At 38.2% G+C, this 16,419-nt stretch carries 12 protein-coding genes; 10 read left to right on the top strand and 2 right to left on the bottom strand.

The window, feature by feature from the left end; all coding sequences use genetic code 11:
* The first annotated feature begins 120 nt into the window (after positions 1 to 120).
* A complete protein-coding gene (locus IGI86_RS12910; RefSeq protein ID WP_086316500.1) occupies positions 121 to 1,374 on the top strand; it encodes a glycoside hydrolase family 28 protein in 1,254 nt (417 codons plus the stop codon).
* A gap of 247 nt (positions 1,375 to 1,621) precedes the next feature.
* Here the strand turns inward: IGI86_RS12910 and IGI86_RS12905 are convergent, their stop codons facing one another.
* Together IGI86_RS12905 and IGI86_RS12900 are read right to left on the bottom strand one after the other, a co-directional pair.
* Positions 1,622 to 3,238, bottom strand: coding sequence for a sensor histidine kinase (locus tag IGI86_RS12905; RefSeq protein ID WP_430599685.1), 1,617 nt, complete (start codon positions 3,236 to 3,238; stop codon positions 1,622 to 1,624).
* On the bottom strand, positions 3,231 to 4,607 hold the full coding sequence (locus tag IGI86_RS12900) for a response regulator transcription factor (RefSeq protein ID WP_430599684.1): 1,377 nt from the start codon (positions 4,605 to 4,607) through the stop codon (positions 3,231 to 3,233). The genes IGI86_RS12905 and IGI86_RS12900 overlap by 8 nt, the downstream gene beginning before the upstream one ends.
* Before the next feature lie 166 nt (positions 4,608 to 4,773).
* Between IGI86_RS12900 and IGI86_RS12895 the strand changes: the two genes are divergently transcribed.
* The 9 genes from IGI86_RS12895 to IGI86_RS12855 all read left to right on the top strand — a co-directional run bounded on the left by IGI86_RS12895 (position 4,774) and on the right by IGI86_RS12855 (position 16,413).
* Positions 4,774 to 6,045, top strand: a complete 1,272-nt coding sequence (locus tag IGI86_RS12895; RefSeq protein ID WP_430599683.1) for an ABC transporter substrate-binding protein — start codon at positions 4,774 to 4,776, stop codon at positions 6,043 to 6,045.
* Between the two features lie 84 nt (positions 6,046 to 6,129).
* Positions 6,130 to 7,005 (top strand): carbohydrate ABC transporter permease, encoded by an 876-nt coding sequence (locus tag IGI86_RS12890; protein WP_373192551.1) that lies wholly within the window; start codon positions 6,130 to 6,132, stop codon positions 7,003 to 7,005.
* The gene (locus tag IGI86_RS12885; RefSeq protein ID WP_430599682.1) at positions 7,002 to 7,832 is read left to right on the top strand and encodes a carbohydrate ABC transporter permease; all 831 of its coding nucleotides are present in this window, start codon (positions 7,002 to 7,004) and stop codon (positions 7,830 to 7,832) included. The genes IGI86_RS12890 and IGI86_RS12885 overlap by 4 nt, the downstream gene beginning before the upstream one ends.
* A 51-nt stretch (positions 7,833 to 7,883) precedes the next feature.
* Positions 7,884 to 9,392, top strand: a complete 1,509-nt coding sequence (locus IGI86_RS12880) for an MGH1-like glycoside hydrolase domain-containing protein (protein ID WP_430599681.1) — start codon at positions 7,884 to 7,886, stop codon at positions 9,390 to 9,392.
* A gap of 479 nt (positions 9,393 to 9,871) precedes the next feature.
* Positions 9,872 to 11,386 carry an extracellular solute-binding protein gene (locus IGI86_RS12875; protein ID WP_429961487.1) on the top strand — a complete coding sequence of 505 codons (1,515 nt, stop codon included), beginning with the start codon at positions 9,872 to 9,874 and terminating at the stop codon, positions 11,384 to 11,386.
* 264 nt (positions 11,387 to 11,650) lie between these two features.
* Positions 11,651 to 12,319 (top strand): DUF1961 family protein, encoded by a 669-nt coding sequence (locus IGI86_RS12870; protein ID WP_430617344.1) that lies wholly within the window; start codon positions 11,651 to 11,653, stop codon positions 12,317 to 12,319.
* Positions 12,319 to 12,993 (top strand): YesL family protein, encoded by a 675-nt coding sequence (locus IGI86_RS12865; RefSeq protein ID WP_430617343.1) that lies wholly within the window; start codon positions 12,319 to 12,321, stop codon positions 12,991 to 12,993. Before IGI86_RS12870 ends, IGI86_RS12865 begins: the two co-directional genes overlap by 1 nt.
* The gene (locus IGI86_RS12860; protein ID WP_430599679.1) at positions 12,968 to 15,481 is read left to right on the top strand and encodes a hypothetical protein; all 2,514 of its coding nucleotides are present in this window, start codon (positions 12,968 to 12,970) and stop codon (positions 15,479 to 15,481) included. Before IGI86_RS12865 ends, IGI86_RS12860 begins: the two co-directional genes overlap by 26 nt.
* On the top strand, positions 15,466 to 16,413 hold the full coding sequence (locus IGI86_RS12855; RefSeq protein ID WP_005234199.1) for an ABC transporter permease: 948 nt from the start codon (positions 15,466 to 15,468) through the stop codon (positions 16,411 to 16,413). The genes IGI86_RS12860 and IGI86_RS12855 overlap by 16 nt, the downstream gene beginning before the upstream one ends.
* The last annotated feature ends 6 nt before the right edge of the window (positions 16,414 to 16,419 follow it).

Genomic DNA, 16,419 nt, shown 5'->3' with positions numbered 1-16,419 from the left:
TTAGTTCTATCCAAATAAATGATAGATGAAAAAAGGTTGGCGATGCGCAAATTTTTAAAAGTCATGGATATCGATAAACCTATTTGTAGCGTAAAACAAAAGCGTAGGAGGTAAGCAAGAATGGAAGACATCACGCAATTATTGCAACGAGAAATTGACCAAGCATCAACTGTGCAGGGAACAGTGATTACACCACCCGGCGCCTATCAAATCGGCGCGTTGTTTTTAAAAAGCAATGTGCACTTGATTGTCTCAGAGGATACGATTCTGTATGGTAGTCAAGAACTGGCCGATTATCCCGAAGTAGATAATCGGGTCGCAGGGATCAATATGAAGTGGCCTGCAGCGATGATCAATGTTTTTCACGCAGAAAATGTCATGATCTCGGGAAAAGGGAAACTTGATGGTCGTGGAGAAACATGGTGGCAAACGTTTTGGGGAACAGATGAAGCCAGCGGGATGATGGCGGATTATGCAAAGAAAGGCTTACGCTGGGCAGCAGATTATGATTGCAAGCGTCCACGAAATATCCTTGTTTATGAAAGTCAGCAAGTAACCATCAAAGATATTTCGTCGGTACAGTCGGGTTTTTGGAATACACAAATCACGTATTCTCACCACATATTGATCGACGGCATCACGATAGACAATGGAAAAGGGCCTAGTACTGATGGCATCGATATTGATTCCTGTGAAGAAGTCACCATTCAAAATGCCTACATTTCCTGCAACGATGACAATATCTCGATCAAGGCGGGACGTGGGGCAGAAGCCTTAGCCCAGCAAAGAAGCTGTCGGAAAATCACGATCAAAGACTGTCAGTTAGGGTACGGTTCAGGAATTGCCATTGGCAGTGAAACTTCAGGTGGGATCGAAGAGATCAAAATCCAAAAAGTCGTCTTTGAGCAAACTGGTGCAGGGTTTCGGATCAAATCCGCCAACAATCGAGGTGGATTTATACGCAAGGTCACTGCTTCGGATTTAACGATGAAGGATGTTGGCTTTCCTTTTCTCTTACAAACAAATTGGTACCCAGATTATAGTTATCCAGAACTGCCAGCTGATTATGCGGAAGAGATTCCCGACTATTGGCACAAATTGATGGCACAACCTGCTATTCCAGTAGGTCCAGCAAAGGTCTGCGACATTACTATTGAAAACGTGCAAGCTACCAAAATAGGACAACAAAGCGTGCGTGCTTTCTTCATCGAGGCCAGCCAAGCAGAACCGATCCGCAATCTAACAATGAAAAATCTTTCCATCCATGCCGACGAGTTCGGCAAGATTGCAGGGGTCGAAAACTTAAAGATGGTGGAAACGATCGTCACTGCGTTAGCGCCAACCTTGGATCAAAATGATGTGTATGAGCGGTAGTAGAGAAACTCAAATATTTTTGAACGTAGAATATCTTTATTCTGTGTACTAGTAGAGGAACTTATAGAGGGTCGCATTCGGATAGTAAGAAATATAAAGCAGATTTTTGTTTATATAGCGTTGGATTTTAGATAGAAAACTGTGTATTTGAGTAAAAAAACAAACTTTATCCAAAGTTTTCTGGATAAAAACCTGGTAAAGTTTGTTCACTAAATGAATGGTTTGCTTGATCAAATTAGGATAGAGTTTATGTGTGATTTGTTTTACGGAAATAAAGACAGGTCTTTGTATGTTGTTCGGAAAATCTAACTTCCACATACGAACCTTCATGAAATAGATGCTTCATCCTTTGTTGAATTGAGTGTAATGCAAACCCAAAGTTAGATGGGTCAAGAATGTCAGTATGAGGATGGAACGAAGATTGATTAACAACTTCGATAACTAAAGGAAAGTCATCTTCACTCCAAATATTGATAGAAATTGTTGCAAAATCAACTTCAAGCTCATCAATTCCATATTTAATACTATTTTCTAAAATTGGCTGCAAAATAAAAGTGGGAACAGTTTCATCTAGCAATGGTTCTGAAAGGGAGACGTCAAGATCAATTTGTCGATCAGATAATATCTCAATAAGATGAATATAAGCTGAGGCATTTTTTAACTCATTTTCTAAGCTAGTCAATTGTTCTCCATTATTCAGAGCAGTTCGGTAAAATAGAGTCAAATCAGAAATAATTTTGACGATTTTTTCTTGTTTTGCCTCAATAGCAATCCAATTTATAGTAGAGAGAATGTTGTAAAGAAAGTGAGGATCCATTTTTTCCTGTAAAAGTCTAATTTTCAGGTAACTTTTTTCCTTTTCTTTCTTTTTTATATCAGATAATAATTGACTGATTTCATCTTGCATATCCACGAAACGATGACTTAACTTGGACAGTTCATCATCACCATCTAACGCAGGTGGGATCAGTTTACTTTCGGATGATAAATAACTTGTTTGTTCGTAAAGATAATCAAATCTATCAGTATAATGCTTGGAAAATTTAACTATCATTAATCTTATAATTATAAATAATAGTAGAAAAAAAAGAGCAGATATCAAAACTATCGCAATAATAATTGTCTGTAAGCTTGTAAGACCATTTGCTTCAAATATTGCTAAGGACCAATTATTCTCAAGCTTAACTTGAGATACAGGGCTTTTTTTTGCATTTGCAATGTTTTGAAAAGTTACTATTTGGTTATTATCGTCAAATAAGTAGTAAGCAAATTGATCATTGAAAACACCAGAATCATTGAAAAGAACGTCACTTTTAATCTCCATTTGCAACTCCCCTAAAACGTCGTAAAGATTGGGACTTACTATGGCTTTTACTAAAATGATTTTATCCTCCGTAAAAATCCACTGGGGGGTACTTTTATTTTCAATAGTTGTGTAGTATCCAAGGAGAGTGGAGCGTTCTTTTAAGTAGGAGGTATAGTAGTCGTCAATGGGCTGTAAAATATTAATATCTATCTTACTAATGATGTTATTTGATAAAAGAGAGTTGTAGACATAAAAGCCAACATTTTGTGTATCAATAATTACTTCCGACGGATCTTCCTGTGCGTTTGAAAGCTCAGTCAGTAACGAAATTACGTCTGGATTAGTGGCTAGAAAGTTAATAGCATTTTCGGCATCTTTGATATGAGCATTAATACTTGATGCAGTCTGTTGAGTAGAGCGTTCAAAGCTACTTTTAAGCTCTCGTTGTGATATGAAAAAAATAGTGAAGATCATGATCAAATAGAAAAGTAATGTAGGAATCAAAATAGCTAAAGTAACGATTTGTTTTAACTTCTGTGAGTAACTTTGGTTATTCATTGTTTACACCGTTCTTCCTATATTGAAGTGGAGTAACCCCATTCTTTTTTTTGAAAAACTGTATGAAATACGAAGAATCTTCGAAACCACAGCGTTTAGATGTTTCACTAATTTTAATGCTTGAATTTTTTAGCAAGGACTGAGCTAATGAATTTCGTATGTCACCAATGACATTATTAATATTTCCTCCAGTTTCCTTTTTAAACACTGCACTTAAATAATTGGGAGTTTTTTCAAGGATGAGTGCTAGCCATCCGACGGATAAGTCACTATTTGAGATATTTGACTGGATAAGCTCATAGATTCGATTTACCAAGAAATTATTTGAAGTGTTGTTTTTTTTTGTTTCATTCGCTGTATAGACTAAAACTTCAAAGTCTTCAAATGTTGATAAGGTGTCTTCTCCATTTAAAAATGGTTGAGCCAGGGTATTAATCGTATATTCAAAGTGCTTCTTTAAATAGTCAGTTAATATTTGTTTTAGATCTTTCACAGTTACTTGTCGCTGAGAAAGTGCTGATTTCTTGAGTTGTTTCAGGTAATAGGTAATTTTGTCTTCATCATAATCTAATACAGCAAGGTAGAGTAAATTTAAAATCTCAATGATTGGAAATTCTTCGTGTTCAGAGCGATTTGATAGATTACGAGATTTTATATTAAAAAAGAGGTTTTTTTCTAATTCAATCTTTAATGATAAATAGTTTTCCATAAAGGAATGAGAGATTAATTGACCGTAAACTTCACAGTAGGTATCGGTAATAGGTGATTGAATGCTAGTTGGTTTTGAAAAAAGGAGCTCTAAATAATTTTCTAAGTAAATCGTAGTGGCCTCTCTGTCTATAATGATTGAGTCTTTTACTAGATTCACTTCGTCAGGGTTATGGGTAAGTTTCATTTGTTTAAAGCCAGAAAGATTTAATAGGCTACTTACATTGTGATCTTCCTCAGTATTCACTTGTTTTTTTTCAATAGTAAGTAACAGTCGATTTATTTCACGAGATAAACCAATTTTAAGTACTTCATCAAATACAGTTTTAAATTGTTCTAAGCTCATAGGTTTTAAAAGGTACTGTACGACCCCTAAACGCAAAGCATTTTGAGCATAAGAAAAATCACTATGTGCACTGTAAATTATTGAAAGTAGTTGTGGTTGAATTTGCAGAGCTCGTGTAATTAACTCTATACCATCCATTTTAGGCATTTTTAGGTCAGTAAACAAAATATCAATTTTTTCTTTCTTAAATAGATCGAGAGCTACTTGGCCATTTTTCGCTTCGAAAATTTGGAACGGATACTTTTCTTTTCTGAGAATTTGAATGATACCCGTTCGTTCTATTTTGTTATCATCAACGACTAAGATGGTAAACATATTACTTCCTCCTCACTACGTCTAATTTGATATATAGCGTTTTCATTTATTATACTTGATGAAAAGCTTCAATCGTAGATTTTTCATGTTTTTCGCTTCTTTTTAATGTTGTTACCGTTTTCAAAGTTCGTTATTCTGGTAATACAAATAGCAAGGAGGGAATCATATGAGTAAAAAGAAAGTATTTCTAAGCATTTTTGCATTACTTGTTGGCATTATATTGGCAGCTTGCGGAGCTAGTAATGGGAATCAAACGAATGATAGTGATTCAAAGACTATTTCCATGATGGGATGGTATAGCGAGAATGAAATGGAACCGGTAATTGAAGCTGTGAATAAAGAGTTAGGAGATGAATTGACTGTTGAATACTCTTTTGTTCCGTTGCAACAGTACAATAACGTGTTGAGTACACAGTTATCTTCTGGAGAAGGACCAGATATTATTACAGATGGTGCATCTTTTCCATCACGAATCAAATCAGAAAATTTACTAGATATTTCCAATGAAGCATTTATTCAAGACTTCAATGAGAATGGTTTTGCACTAGCAACATCTGAAGATGGGAAAATTTATGGGATTCCTTCTTATGGTTGGTTTTCTGGAATTTGGTACAATAAGGAAATTTTTGAGACGAATGGCATTGAGGTACCAAAAACATATGATGAATTTTTACAAGTATGCGAGAAATTATCTACTCTTGGAATAGCGCCTATCGGATTTGGATTATCTGATTCAGATTCTGGGAATCATTCGCTTATTGGTTACTTAGAAAATTCGTTTTATCGAGATGAAGCAAATAAAGACTTCGATGAACAATTTGCTTACGGTAAAACTAAGATGGCAGGAGTTATGAATGATGCAGTTGATAAGTGGAGGCGAATTATAGACGACGGGTATATGAATGAAAAAATGCTTGGTATATCTGGTGATCAAAATATGAATATGTTTATCAATGGTGAAATTGCAATGATGAACGGTGGACCATGGAATTATGCAAATTTGGAAGAAGCGGGAATGGATGTAGGAATGTTTTCTCATTTAGGTGATACAGAGGGCGATAATTATTTGATTGGGGGGCCAGCAGTTTCATTGGGAGTGAATAAAAACACGAAAAATGAGACTGAGGCTAAAAAAGTGCTTGCCGCATTTGCAAGCTTAGAGGTTCAACAAACATGGGTTGATGCAAATCCAGGAGGTTTTAGTTATAGAAAAGAAGTAAATGTTGATACTCCCGAGGCATATGCTTTAGTACAAAATGAGTTAGATAACGGTCGTGTTGCTTGTGCTTGGGATCGCTGGGGCGTGAATATGCCGGCTGAGACATTTTTGACAGAGTGGAAAAAACAGATTCAAAATCTAGTATCTAATCAAGTGACAACTGAGGAATTTCTTGAAAATTTGGATAAAAAAGCAGATGAAATTCGTTATAAGGAATGATTTGACTGATACGTACGTTTCTTTTACTGGTGTCTATCCTTCATTGGATGATACCAGTAATTATTTTAGAAAGGGAGAACATTTATGACTAGAAAAGATCAAATTGCTAGCACATTTATGCTATTGCCGGTGATAATCATTTTTACAACCTTCTTTATCGCCCCTTTATTATATACGGCTTACTTTTCTTTTTCAGATTGGAATAACTATTCGCCAAGTGTGAACTTAGTAGGATTGAAAAATTATTTAGCTGTTTTTTCAGATAAACAAATATTAATTGGTATTCAGAATTCACTTGTTTACGCAATTTGTACCGTAATCTTACAGAACGTTATTTCCTTGCCGATAGCCGTATTACTATGTTCAAAAATTCCAGGAAGGAATATTTTTCGAACGATTTTTTTTACGCCAGCTGTATTGAGTACTTTAGTTGTAGGGTATCTTTTTAGTTTTATTTTGTCTAGCCAAGATTTTGGATTATTGAATGAGTTTCTCAATTTGCTCGGTCTTAATTCAGTGAACTTTTTAGGGGATCCAAGATTTGCATTGGCGTCAATCATAGGTACACAAGTATGGCAATGGTTTGGATGGTCGATGGTCATTTATATTGCTAACATCCAAAATATTCCAACTGAATTGTATGAGGCTGCAGATCTTGATGGAGCAAATTCAATGCAAAAGTTCTTCAAAATCACGCTACCCAATTTAGCACCTAGTCTTAAAATTAATTTGATCACTGGGATGATTTCAGGATTGAAGGTTTTTGATATTGTTTTCTCTTTAACAAAGGGCGGACCTGGCTATTCTACTGAAACGATTTTATCTCTGATGTTCTCAAAATTCTCGGAAGGAAACTATGCTTATGCTGCAGCTTTTGGGATGGTCTTTTTGGTAGTAACGATGATTTTGACTTCAATTGTGATGACAATATTTAGAAGATGGGAGAGAACGTTAGCATGAAACAAAATGATTGGATCGTTTGTATCAAGTTTTTAGTATTGAGTTTAGTTTCATTTATTGTTTTAGTACCAATTTATTACTTAATCGTAACAACATTTAAATCAGCTCCTGAAGCAGCGGCAAATCCCATGTCTTTACCTCAAAGCTGGTCATTGTCGCCTTATATAGAGGCTTTCCAAAAAATGAACTACTTAAATGCTTTTAAAAATACATTGATTATTACTTCGTTATCAGTAATAGGATTAGTTGTAGTATCATCAATGGCCGGATACGTTCTAAATCGAATGTCTCAAAAAAAAATTTATAGCCGAATTTTTTTGATTATTTTAGCTGGAATGATGTTTCCTTATCAAATGTCTATAATGGGACTATACAAAATAGTACAAAACTTGAATTTAATGAACACATTATTAGCGGTCATTTTAATCAATATCGCTGTGAATATTCCTTTTGCTACTTTGATGTTTCATAGTTTTGCTGATACGATTCCAACCGAATTGGAGGAATCTGCAAGGATGGATGGCGCCACATTTTTCCAGATTTTTCGTAAGGTCATTTTTCCTTTACTAAAACCAACGACAATGACTATTGCCATCCTAAATACATTAACTATTTGGAATGATTTTATGGGGCCTCTTTATTTCTTACAATCTAGAGAACAAAACGTTATTTTACAAGAAGTGAATCGGAATATTGGACAGTTCTCTACCGATTGGTCAAGTATGTTCCCTATGATGGTACTTGGTATATTACCATTGCTAATTTTTTACTTGATAATGCAAAGGTATATTATAGGCGGTGTAATGAGCGGAGCCGTCAAGGGCTAAAGATATAACTGAAAGAAAGATTTAGAAGAGAAAAAATAAAGGTGGTTCTATATGAGGGATATAGTTGAAATGTATGTAGAAAAATTTAATAAAAACGACGAGGAGTTATTTGTACAAGACATTCCCAACAATGAGGTCTTATTATGGATGAAAGACAATGTCCCTGAATTTCATTGTAGTGATAAACTAATTGAAGAAGCTTATTATTTTAGATGGTGGGTCTTTAGAAAACACATCAAAACTACGCAAGAAGGGCGTATTATTACTGAATTCCTGCCAGAAGTTTCATGGTCTGGTCCGTTTAATTCCATCAACTGTGCTGCGGGGCATCATATTGCTGAAGCACGATGGCTAAAACAGGGAAGGGGTTTAATTCGTGAGTATATAAATTTTTGGTTTAGAGGAAGTGGAGATATCTACTCATACTCGACCTGGATTTTAGATAGTATCAATGATTATGCGATTCAATGGCAGGATCACGACTTTATCCAATCCTTACTGAAAGAATTTGTGAAGTTTTATGAGCACATAGAATCAACGAATATGACAAAGTATGGATTATTCTGGTCAGATGATGATCGAGATGCTATGGAAATGTCGATAAGTGGTAAAGGACTCCGTCCAACTTTGAATAGTTATATGTATGGAAATTGTTTAGTCATTGGCTCACTTGCAAAAAAGGCAGGAGAATATCTTCTTGCAGAAAAATATTTCAGGAAAGCTGAGGCGTTGAAAGAAAAAATAGTAAGTTTATTATGGGATGAAGATGCTCACTTCTTTAAAGTCATTCCACAAAGTCATAAAGATGAGGAAATACATTCTTTTGACTTTAAAGATATTAATAAAGACAGAAATGTAAGAGAACAAATTGGCTATATCCCTTGGCATTTTGGATTAACAGATGAGAGACATCAAAAAGCATGGCAATTCCTAAATGATCCAAATGGTTTCAAAGGTGATTATGGTCCAACAACTGCTGAACGCTCTCATCATTTGTTTAATAAAAAATCTACTCATCATGAATGCTTATGGAATGGTCCATCATGGCCTTTTGCAACAACTCAAACATTAAATTCGATGATTTATGAGATGGAGAATAATAGTGTAAGCATTCAACCAAAAGATTTTTTGAGAGAACTTAGGAATTATGCCAATAGCTTTTATCGTGTAACAGGTGAAGGTGAAAAGATTAATTGGTTAGATGAAAATATAGAACCCAATACTGGTGAGTGGCTATCAAGGAGTATTTTAGAAGCATGGGGATGGCCTAAAAACAAAGGAGGAAGAGAACGAGGAAAAGATTACAACCATTCCGCCTTTAACGATTTGGTGGTACGTGGAATTTGTGGAATTAAAATCGCAGAAGAAAATACCATTCATATTTGTCCGCATGTGGATAATACTGTGGAGTCGTTTACGATTAAAGACTTAATTATATTCAATAAAAAGCTAACAATAGAATATAAAAAGTGCAATGAAAAAAATCAGAAAAACAATATGTTTGTCATTTACGATGGAGAGAATTACGAAGGTTACAAAAGCTTAATACTTAAGAAGTAAAAAAAGATAAGCTTGCCATCTAATATTCTATAAAAGACTGTTTTAGATTGATGATTTGAATAAATAGCTGTTGAAGGATTTGAAAATTGTTACTGTACGAAGCTATAAAGAAGAAAATTAAAATGAATCCGGAGCAGGATGAAACATTTTTGTTCCGGATTTCTTTCGTCTTCTTGATAGATGCTTTAGGTTATGGTTTTTTGATAAAAAGATTCACTTATAGAGAACTATCAGAGTTACATAATATAAAAGTACCATAGATGCCCATAACTATAAGTGATTTACTTTTAATAAAATGATTAAAGGTATTTTATGAAAGAGAATAGAAGTTGATTGAAGACGAACAATTCTCACCCAGCCATATATCAACGATTAACAAAAAATGTCAATTGCTGGAAATCCTGCTTTTCGTTATGCTTTTGGTATTGAAAGCGGTTTATTTAATCGAGCTCAACAACAAAATCTAAGGAGGAAAAGTAGTGAAAAAATTAAGTACGATTCTTGGTTTGGGGTTACTATCGGTCGCCTTTTTGTCGGCATGTGGGAAGGAGGAAGCAGGTTCCACAACAGATTATGATACGATTTCGATGTTATCGCCGTACATTGAAACTGAACCACCTGCAAGTGACAATGAGATTTTGAAGCAATTAGAAGCTTACACTGGCAAAAACATTGATATTACCTGGGCACCCAATACATCCTACGAGGATAAAATGAATATTACGTTAGCTTCAGATGATATTCCAGAAGTGATGGTCATTCAAGGAAAATCAGGAGGATTTATCAAGTCAGCAGAAAATGGGGCTTTTTGGGATTTGACCGACTATTTAGCTGATTATCCTAATCTCTCTCAGTCTAACGAGGATGTTTTGCGTAATTCTTCTGTGAATGGCAAAGTGTACGGAATTTATCGGAAACGTGATGCGATGCGGACGGCGGTGATCATCCGAAAAGATTGGTTAGAAAACTTAAACTTAGAGGTACCAGAAACGATCGATGATCTCTATGAGGTTGCCAAAGCATTTACTGAGAACGATCCCGATGGGAATGGTGAAAATGATACGTTTGGTTTGATTATTCCCCAATGGCCTGGCTCGATCAATTCAAATAGTCCTTACGATGTGTTAGCTACTTGGTTTGGGGCAGGAAATGCTTGGAAAGAAATAGACGGCACTTTAGAGCCATCCTTTATGCAACCAGAATACCTAGAATCAATGCAATTTGTTAAAGATATGGTGGAACAAGGCTATGTCAATCGTGATTTTGCAACTATGGCAGCAGATAAATGGGATGAGCCGTTTATCAATGGACGTGGTGGGATCATTATTGATACGTATTCACGAGCAGCACAAATCAGTAATAAATTATTGCAAGCTGGAGAAGAAGACCTCGTCGTCTTTACAGGGAATTTAAAAGATAATAACGGTACGATGAATGCGTTACCGACAGATGGCTATTCTGGTTTCTTGGCGATTCCTAAGTCGAGTGTCCAGACAGAGGAACATCTAAAAGAGGTGTTGACGTTCCTTGATAAATTAAATGATAAAGAAGCACAGGTATTGCTGAACAACGGAATTGAAGGAATCAATTTCGAAGTAGTGGATGGAATGTCCGTCGCACTAGAAGGATCAGAAGCTGAAGCGCTAGCCAATGCGGTCAAAGGGTACTCACAAATTGGGATGAATGTAACGGAAGATACCCTGTACTATATTGCTAAACCTGATACAGAAGCGGCTACTGAAAGCTATGAAAAACGATTGTCACTGATGGAAGCTGATTTAGAGCACGCTGTCTTTAACCCAGCAGCCTCCTATAATACAGATACGTATGTAACAAAAGGGGCACAGCTTGATCAGATCATTAGTGATGCACGGGTTCAATTTATTGCAGGACAAATCGATGAAGCGGGATGGGAAGCTGCGATCGAACTTTGGAAGAATCAAGGAGGCACGCAGCTGATGGAAGAAACGAATGCCCTTCATCAAGCACAATAACGACAGTCGAAGAAGGTTGAGTGGATCTTGCTCTCAACCTTTTTCTTTTTCAATGATTTTTTTCAGCTAATAAAATGGAGTAATAGTCAAGTGAGACGAGACAGGTAGTAAGAAATCAGAAAAGAAAAAATGGAAACAAGCAAATGAAAACCCTAATCTAACGCTTGATATCAAAGAATTCAAAAAAAGTCAATTGTTAGAAATGTAGGTCAAGTTTACTATGAAAAGAGAAAAGCAGCTCATATACGCATAAAAGGAGAAGAAATGTTAGCGAAATTGATCTATGAAAATCCGCTGAATCAAGCAGCAGATATTCAACACTTTATTGCTGAAGGAGAGCCCAAAATTACTTTCCAAGACGGGATGATTCTGGCAAATACGTATTCTGAAGAATCAAACAAACAACCACATTTTGTTTTATGGCTGCCTCAACAATTTCCAGCGGACCTACGAATCACCTGGCAGTTTCAACCACTGGCTGAACCAGGCTTATGTATGCTCTTTTTTGCAGCAGGCAATCGCAAGGGTGGCTCGATCTTCGATTCTGGAGTACCCAAACGAACCGGGGCATATCCCGAGTATCATTCTGGAGGGATCAATGCTTACCACCTTTCTTATTTTCGAAGAAAGTATGAGGAGGAACGGGCGTTTGAAACGTGTAATTTGCGCAAAAGCCATGGGTTTCATCTGGTCGCCCAAGGCGCAGATCCACTTCCGAGTGTAGCAGATGCCCGAGGGTTTTATCACCTAAGAATCGATAAGGTAGGTGCAACGATCTCCTTTTGGATCAACGACTTATTGGTGTTAAGGTACCTTGATGAGGAACAGTTTGGTCCCGTATTAACCAAAGGAGCGATCGGATTTCGGCAAATGGCGCCAATGAAGGCCCGCTATAAAGACTTAAAGGTATATTCCTTAGAGGAGGAACGGTGATGAATTGGCAGAAAGCATATCAAGCAGCAGATTTTGTCTTTTATTGTTTACTGATAAATGTAACCGTTATTATAGGTGCGCTAGTAGGTGGGATCATCTTTGGACTGGCGCCTAGCGTACAAGCAGGATTCCACGTAGCAAAGAAAACCCTTAAACAGGAATCGCCGCCTTTTTTTCAAACGTTCTTTGGGTATTACCGCAGGAACTTTTGGCGATCGAATCGCTTGGGCTTACCGATCATTCTCTTTTATTTGTGCCCCATGGTAGTGATCCAGCAAGGATTTTTAGCGGCATTGACTCAAACAGGCTTGATCCTATTGATCGTTAGCCAATGCGTCGCGATCGCTGTGATCAATACATTGCTTAGCATGTACGAATATTATGTGTTCCCAACGAAGAAGTACCTAGGCGCTTCACTACGCTTTCTTTTCTTTCAACCTATTGGCACCTTTTTAGGCGTCCTTTGGTTTGGGATTTGTAGTACGATCAGCTTTTTTCTCCCCGGTCTCCTGCCATTTTTAAGTATTGGGATGTGGATTATTGGCACAATGGGGATTTACTTGAAATTATTTGATGAAAATGAACAAAAGCTAAAGCAACAAAACGATGCAGTTCAACCTGCAGAGAGGGAAGAGGAGGAAATCGAACATGGCATTGAAATGGCTCAAAAATAAACCTAAGGGAAAACGTGGGCTGAGTTTTGGGTATCCATGGGAAAAAGGGGCTTTACAACCTGAGGTTCTAAGTGAGGAACTGTTTTTACTAGGTGAGGAGCCGCTGCAAACGAAAGTACTGGCTTACTGGCCAGATGGCAGTGTGAAATGGACAGGACACAGTGGTTTGGTGGCAGAAACGACGCAGTTACTTTTTCAAAGAAAACAGCGTGTCCAGAAGAAACAGGCGATTGCTAGGGAAGCTTACAACGGTATTTATTTTGACAACGGTACGATCAAAGGCTTCTTCCCGAAACATGGGGAAGGGAAAAATGTATTGGACTGGGTAGCGGTCAATGGGCAGAAAAAATTGCAAGATCTTCACGCAATCCTGCAATACCAAAACAAAAAGGTGCAGTCCAAAGTAACGGACTTGATGTTGGAAGAAAATGGTTCCGAGAAAGCCGTTATCAAAGTATCAGGCATCATTGAGATCGATCAAGAAGTGGTGCAAGAGTTTATTTTACGGTTCCGCATCTTTCGCGAAATCAGCAAATTGGAAATCATTCATACGGTCATTATCATCAAACCACTTGCTTATGAAGGCATGGGGGTAGCATTTGATTATGCGTTGACAGGTGAAAATTGGAATCGACAAGTCAAATTTATTGCAGATGCTGTGTATCATGAAGCGGCACAATTGTTACTTTCACGGCGACACTATCAGCAAAACATTCCCTATCAACAACAAGCCAGTGGACAGCTCGTTTCATTGACCCCAGCGGACGAGCCGATGCTGTCTCATGCGGTGGAAAATGCTATTTGGGACAATTTTCGGGTCAATCAAATCAATCATCGGTCATTTGAATTAGAAAAACAGACCGAAGCTGGGTACTGTTGGTTGCCCATTGGGGATGGCGAGCATTATTCAGGTACCTTTTACGCTGGGGGAGAAACCGGCGGCGTTGCTTGCAGCATGGAGAAATTTTGGGAAAAAGCACCATCTGCGATCGAGGTGACAGGCATCACCCAAAAAGAAACCCAAATCACGATGTGGCAGTGGTCACCGAATGCCAAGCCAATGGATTTTCAGCACTATTCCAAACGGGATCATATGCTTAGCGGATACGAAGGAATGGAAGAGATTCGTTCGACGGCAGTTGGTGTAGCAAATACGACGCGTTGTTGGTTGGATCTATATGAAGAAGCCCCGTCAGAAGAAGTGTTGCTGGGCTTAGCTCAAGAAAACCAAGAACCTGCCCAGATCGTTTCATTGCCTGAGCGTTATCAAGAGACAAAGGTTTTTGGCAGGATCAGTTTACCAGACGAATCAACGAAAACGAAACAGTTGCTGGAGCAACAATTGGCTGAGATGCGTCAATTCTATTTAGCAGAAGTCCAACAAAGAAGTTGGTATGGCTATTGGAACTATGGTGATGTCATGCATACCTATGATCAGTTTCGACACCAATGGCGCTACGATCTTGGTGGGTACGCTTGGCAAAACACTGAATTGGTCCCTAACATGTGGCTTTGGCTAGATTTCTTACGGACTGGTGATCCAAGCGTCTACTATCTGGCTGAAAGCATGACGAGACATACTTCAGAAGTCGATCAGTATCATGCTGGGGAATACAAAGGATTAGGGTCACGGCATAATGTCGTTCATTGGGGTTGCCAAGCCAAAGAAGTTCGAATTTCAATGGCGGGTCTCCATCGCTACTACTACTATTTGACAGCGGATGAACGCATTGGAGAGATTATGGAACAAGTCAAAGACAATGAAACCTATGCTTTTGATGCGTTACCACCGATGCGCGAGTTTTATGAACGAGAAACGAAGCGGATACCGATTCGCATCGGACCAGATTGGGCTGCGCTAGTCTCGAACTGGTTTACCCAGTGGGAACGGACGAATGATCCTGTGTACCTTGAAAGAATTCGCACCGGCATCACCTGCATCAAAGCCATGCCCCAGCGCCTATTGTCTGGTCCCACAGTGTTATTTGATCCACAAGACAAAACCTTATCTTATATGGGAACAGGGAATTTTGGCGGCTATCACATGGTCATCTCCTTTGGGGCGCCGCAAGTTTGGTTAGAACTTGCTCAAGTGCTGGAAGACCCAGAGTGGACAGAGATGTTAGGGGAGTTTGGCTGGTTTTATAGCTTGAGTCCTGAAATAAAAGCAGAAGAGTCAAACGAGGTACTGACGGAACCTCATTTTGCCTGGCCAATGTTTGCGTCGACGATGATGGCCTTTGCTGGGCGAGTGCGTAACGATCGAGCAATCAGTCAAAGGGCTTGGCAGTTATTGCTTGATAATGACAAATCGGGTGTTCCATTGCCGATCGAAGCGACCATTGAAGCAGCGACAACGTGGAAAAAAATAAAAGAAATGCCGTGGGTATCGACCAATGTGTTGTCACAGTGGGGGCTAAATACGATTTGTTGTTTAGCACTGATTGGAGCGGAATTAGAGGAGGAGAATGAATGGAAACAACAATAAAAAAAGTGCCGAAAACGAAAGAGCAATGGGGGAGTTTTCTCAACCATTTTAAACAAAATAAATGGCTCTATATTTTGACGATTCCCGGGATCATCTATTTTGCAGTATTTCGTTATGCGCCGATGTATGGGTTGATCATTGCTTTCAAAGATTATGTGCCCTTTTTAGGAATCGCAGATAGCCCATGGGTAGGAACACAAAATTTTATGGATTTCTTCAATAATCCTGATTTCTTTCGAATCTTGTGGAACACGTTGATGATTGCCTTTTTAAACATTTTCTTTTCGTTTCCAGCACCAATCTTTTTGGCACTGTTACTGAATGAATTACGCAACAAGCTGTTTCAGCGGACCATTCAAACCTTCGTCTATGTACCGCATTTTCTTTCATGGACGATCGTCGTTAGTCTTTGGCATATTTTATTCAACATCGATCATGGAGCGATCACTCAATTTATCGCTTCGTTGACAGGCGTGGAAATCGATTTTCTCTCAGACCCGCAATGGTTCCGCCCCATGATCGTGATGCAATCGATTTGGAAAGAGATCGGTTGGGGGACCATTATTTATTTAGCTGCCTTATCAGGTGTGGATCAGGAACAATACGAAGCCGCGATCATGGATGGTGCAGGACGTTTTCGTCGTGTGTGGCATATCACTTTGCCTGCGATTCGTTCGACGATCATCATTATGCTGATCATGCGGATCGGGTCGATTTTGTCTACTGGGTTTGATCAGATTTTCTTGATGACCAATCAGTTGAACCGAACAGTAGCAGATGTTTTTGATACGTATGTGTATATGATGGGGATCACCAATGGCGCTTACAGTTACTCAACAGCCGTCGGATTATTTAAATCGATCGTTGGGATCATCCTCGTACTTTGTACCAATAAATTAGCGAAACGTTTTGGCGAAAGCGGCTTATACTAAGGAGGA

This window comes from Enterococcus sp. AZ188, assembly GCF_050544075.1.
GTDB lineage: Bacteria > Bacillota > Bacilli > Lactobacillales > Enterococcaceae > Enterococcus_D > Enterococcus_D entomosocium.
Note: the sequence above shows the minus strand (reverse complement) of the source record. Positions and strands in the feature narration are given on the sequence as shown.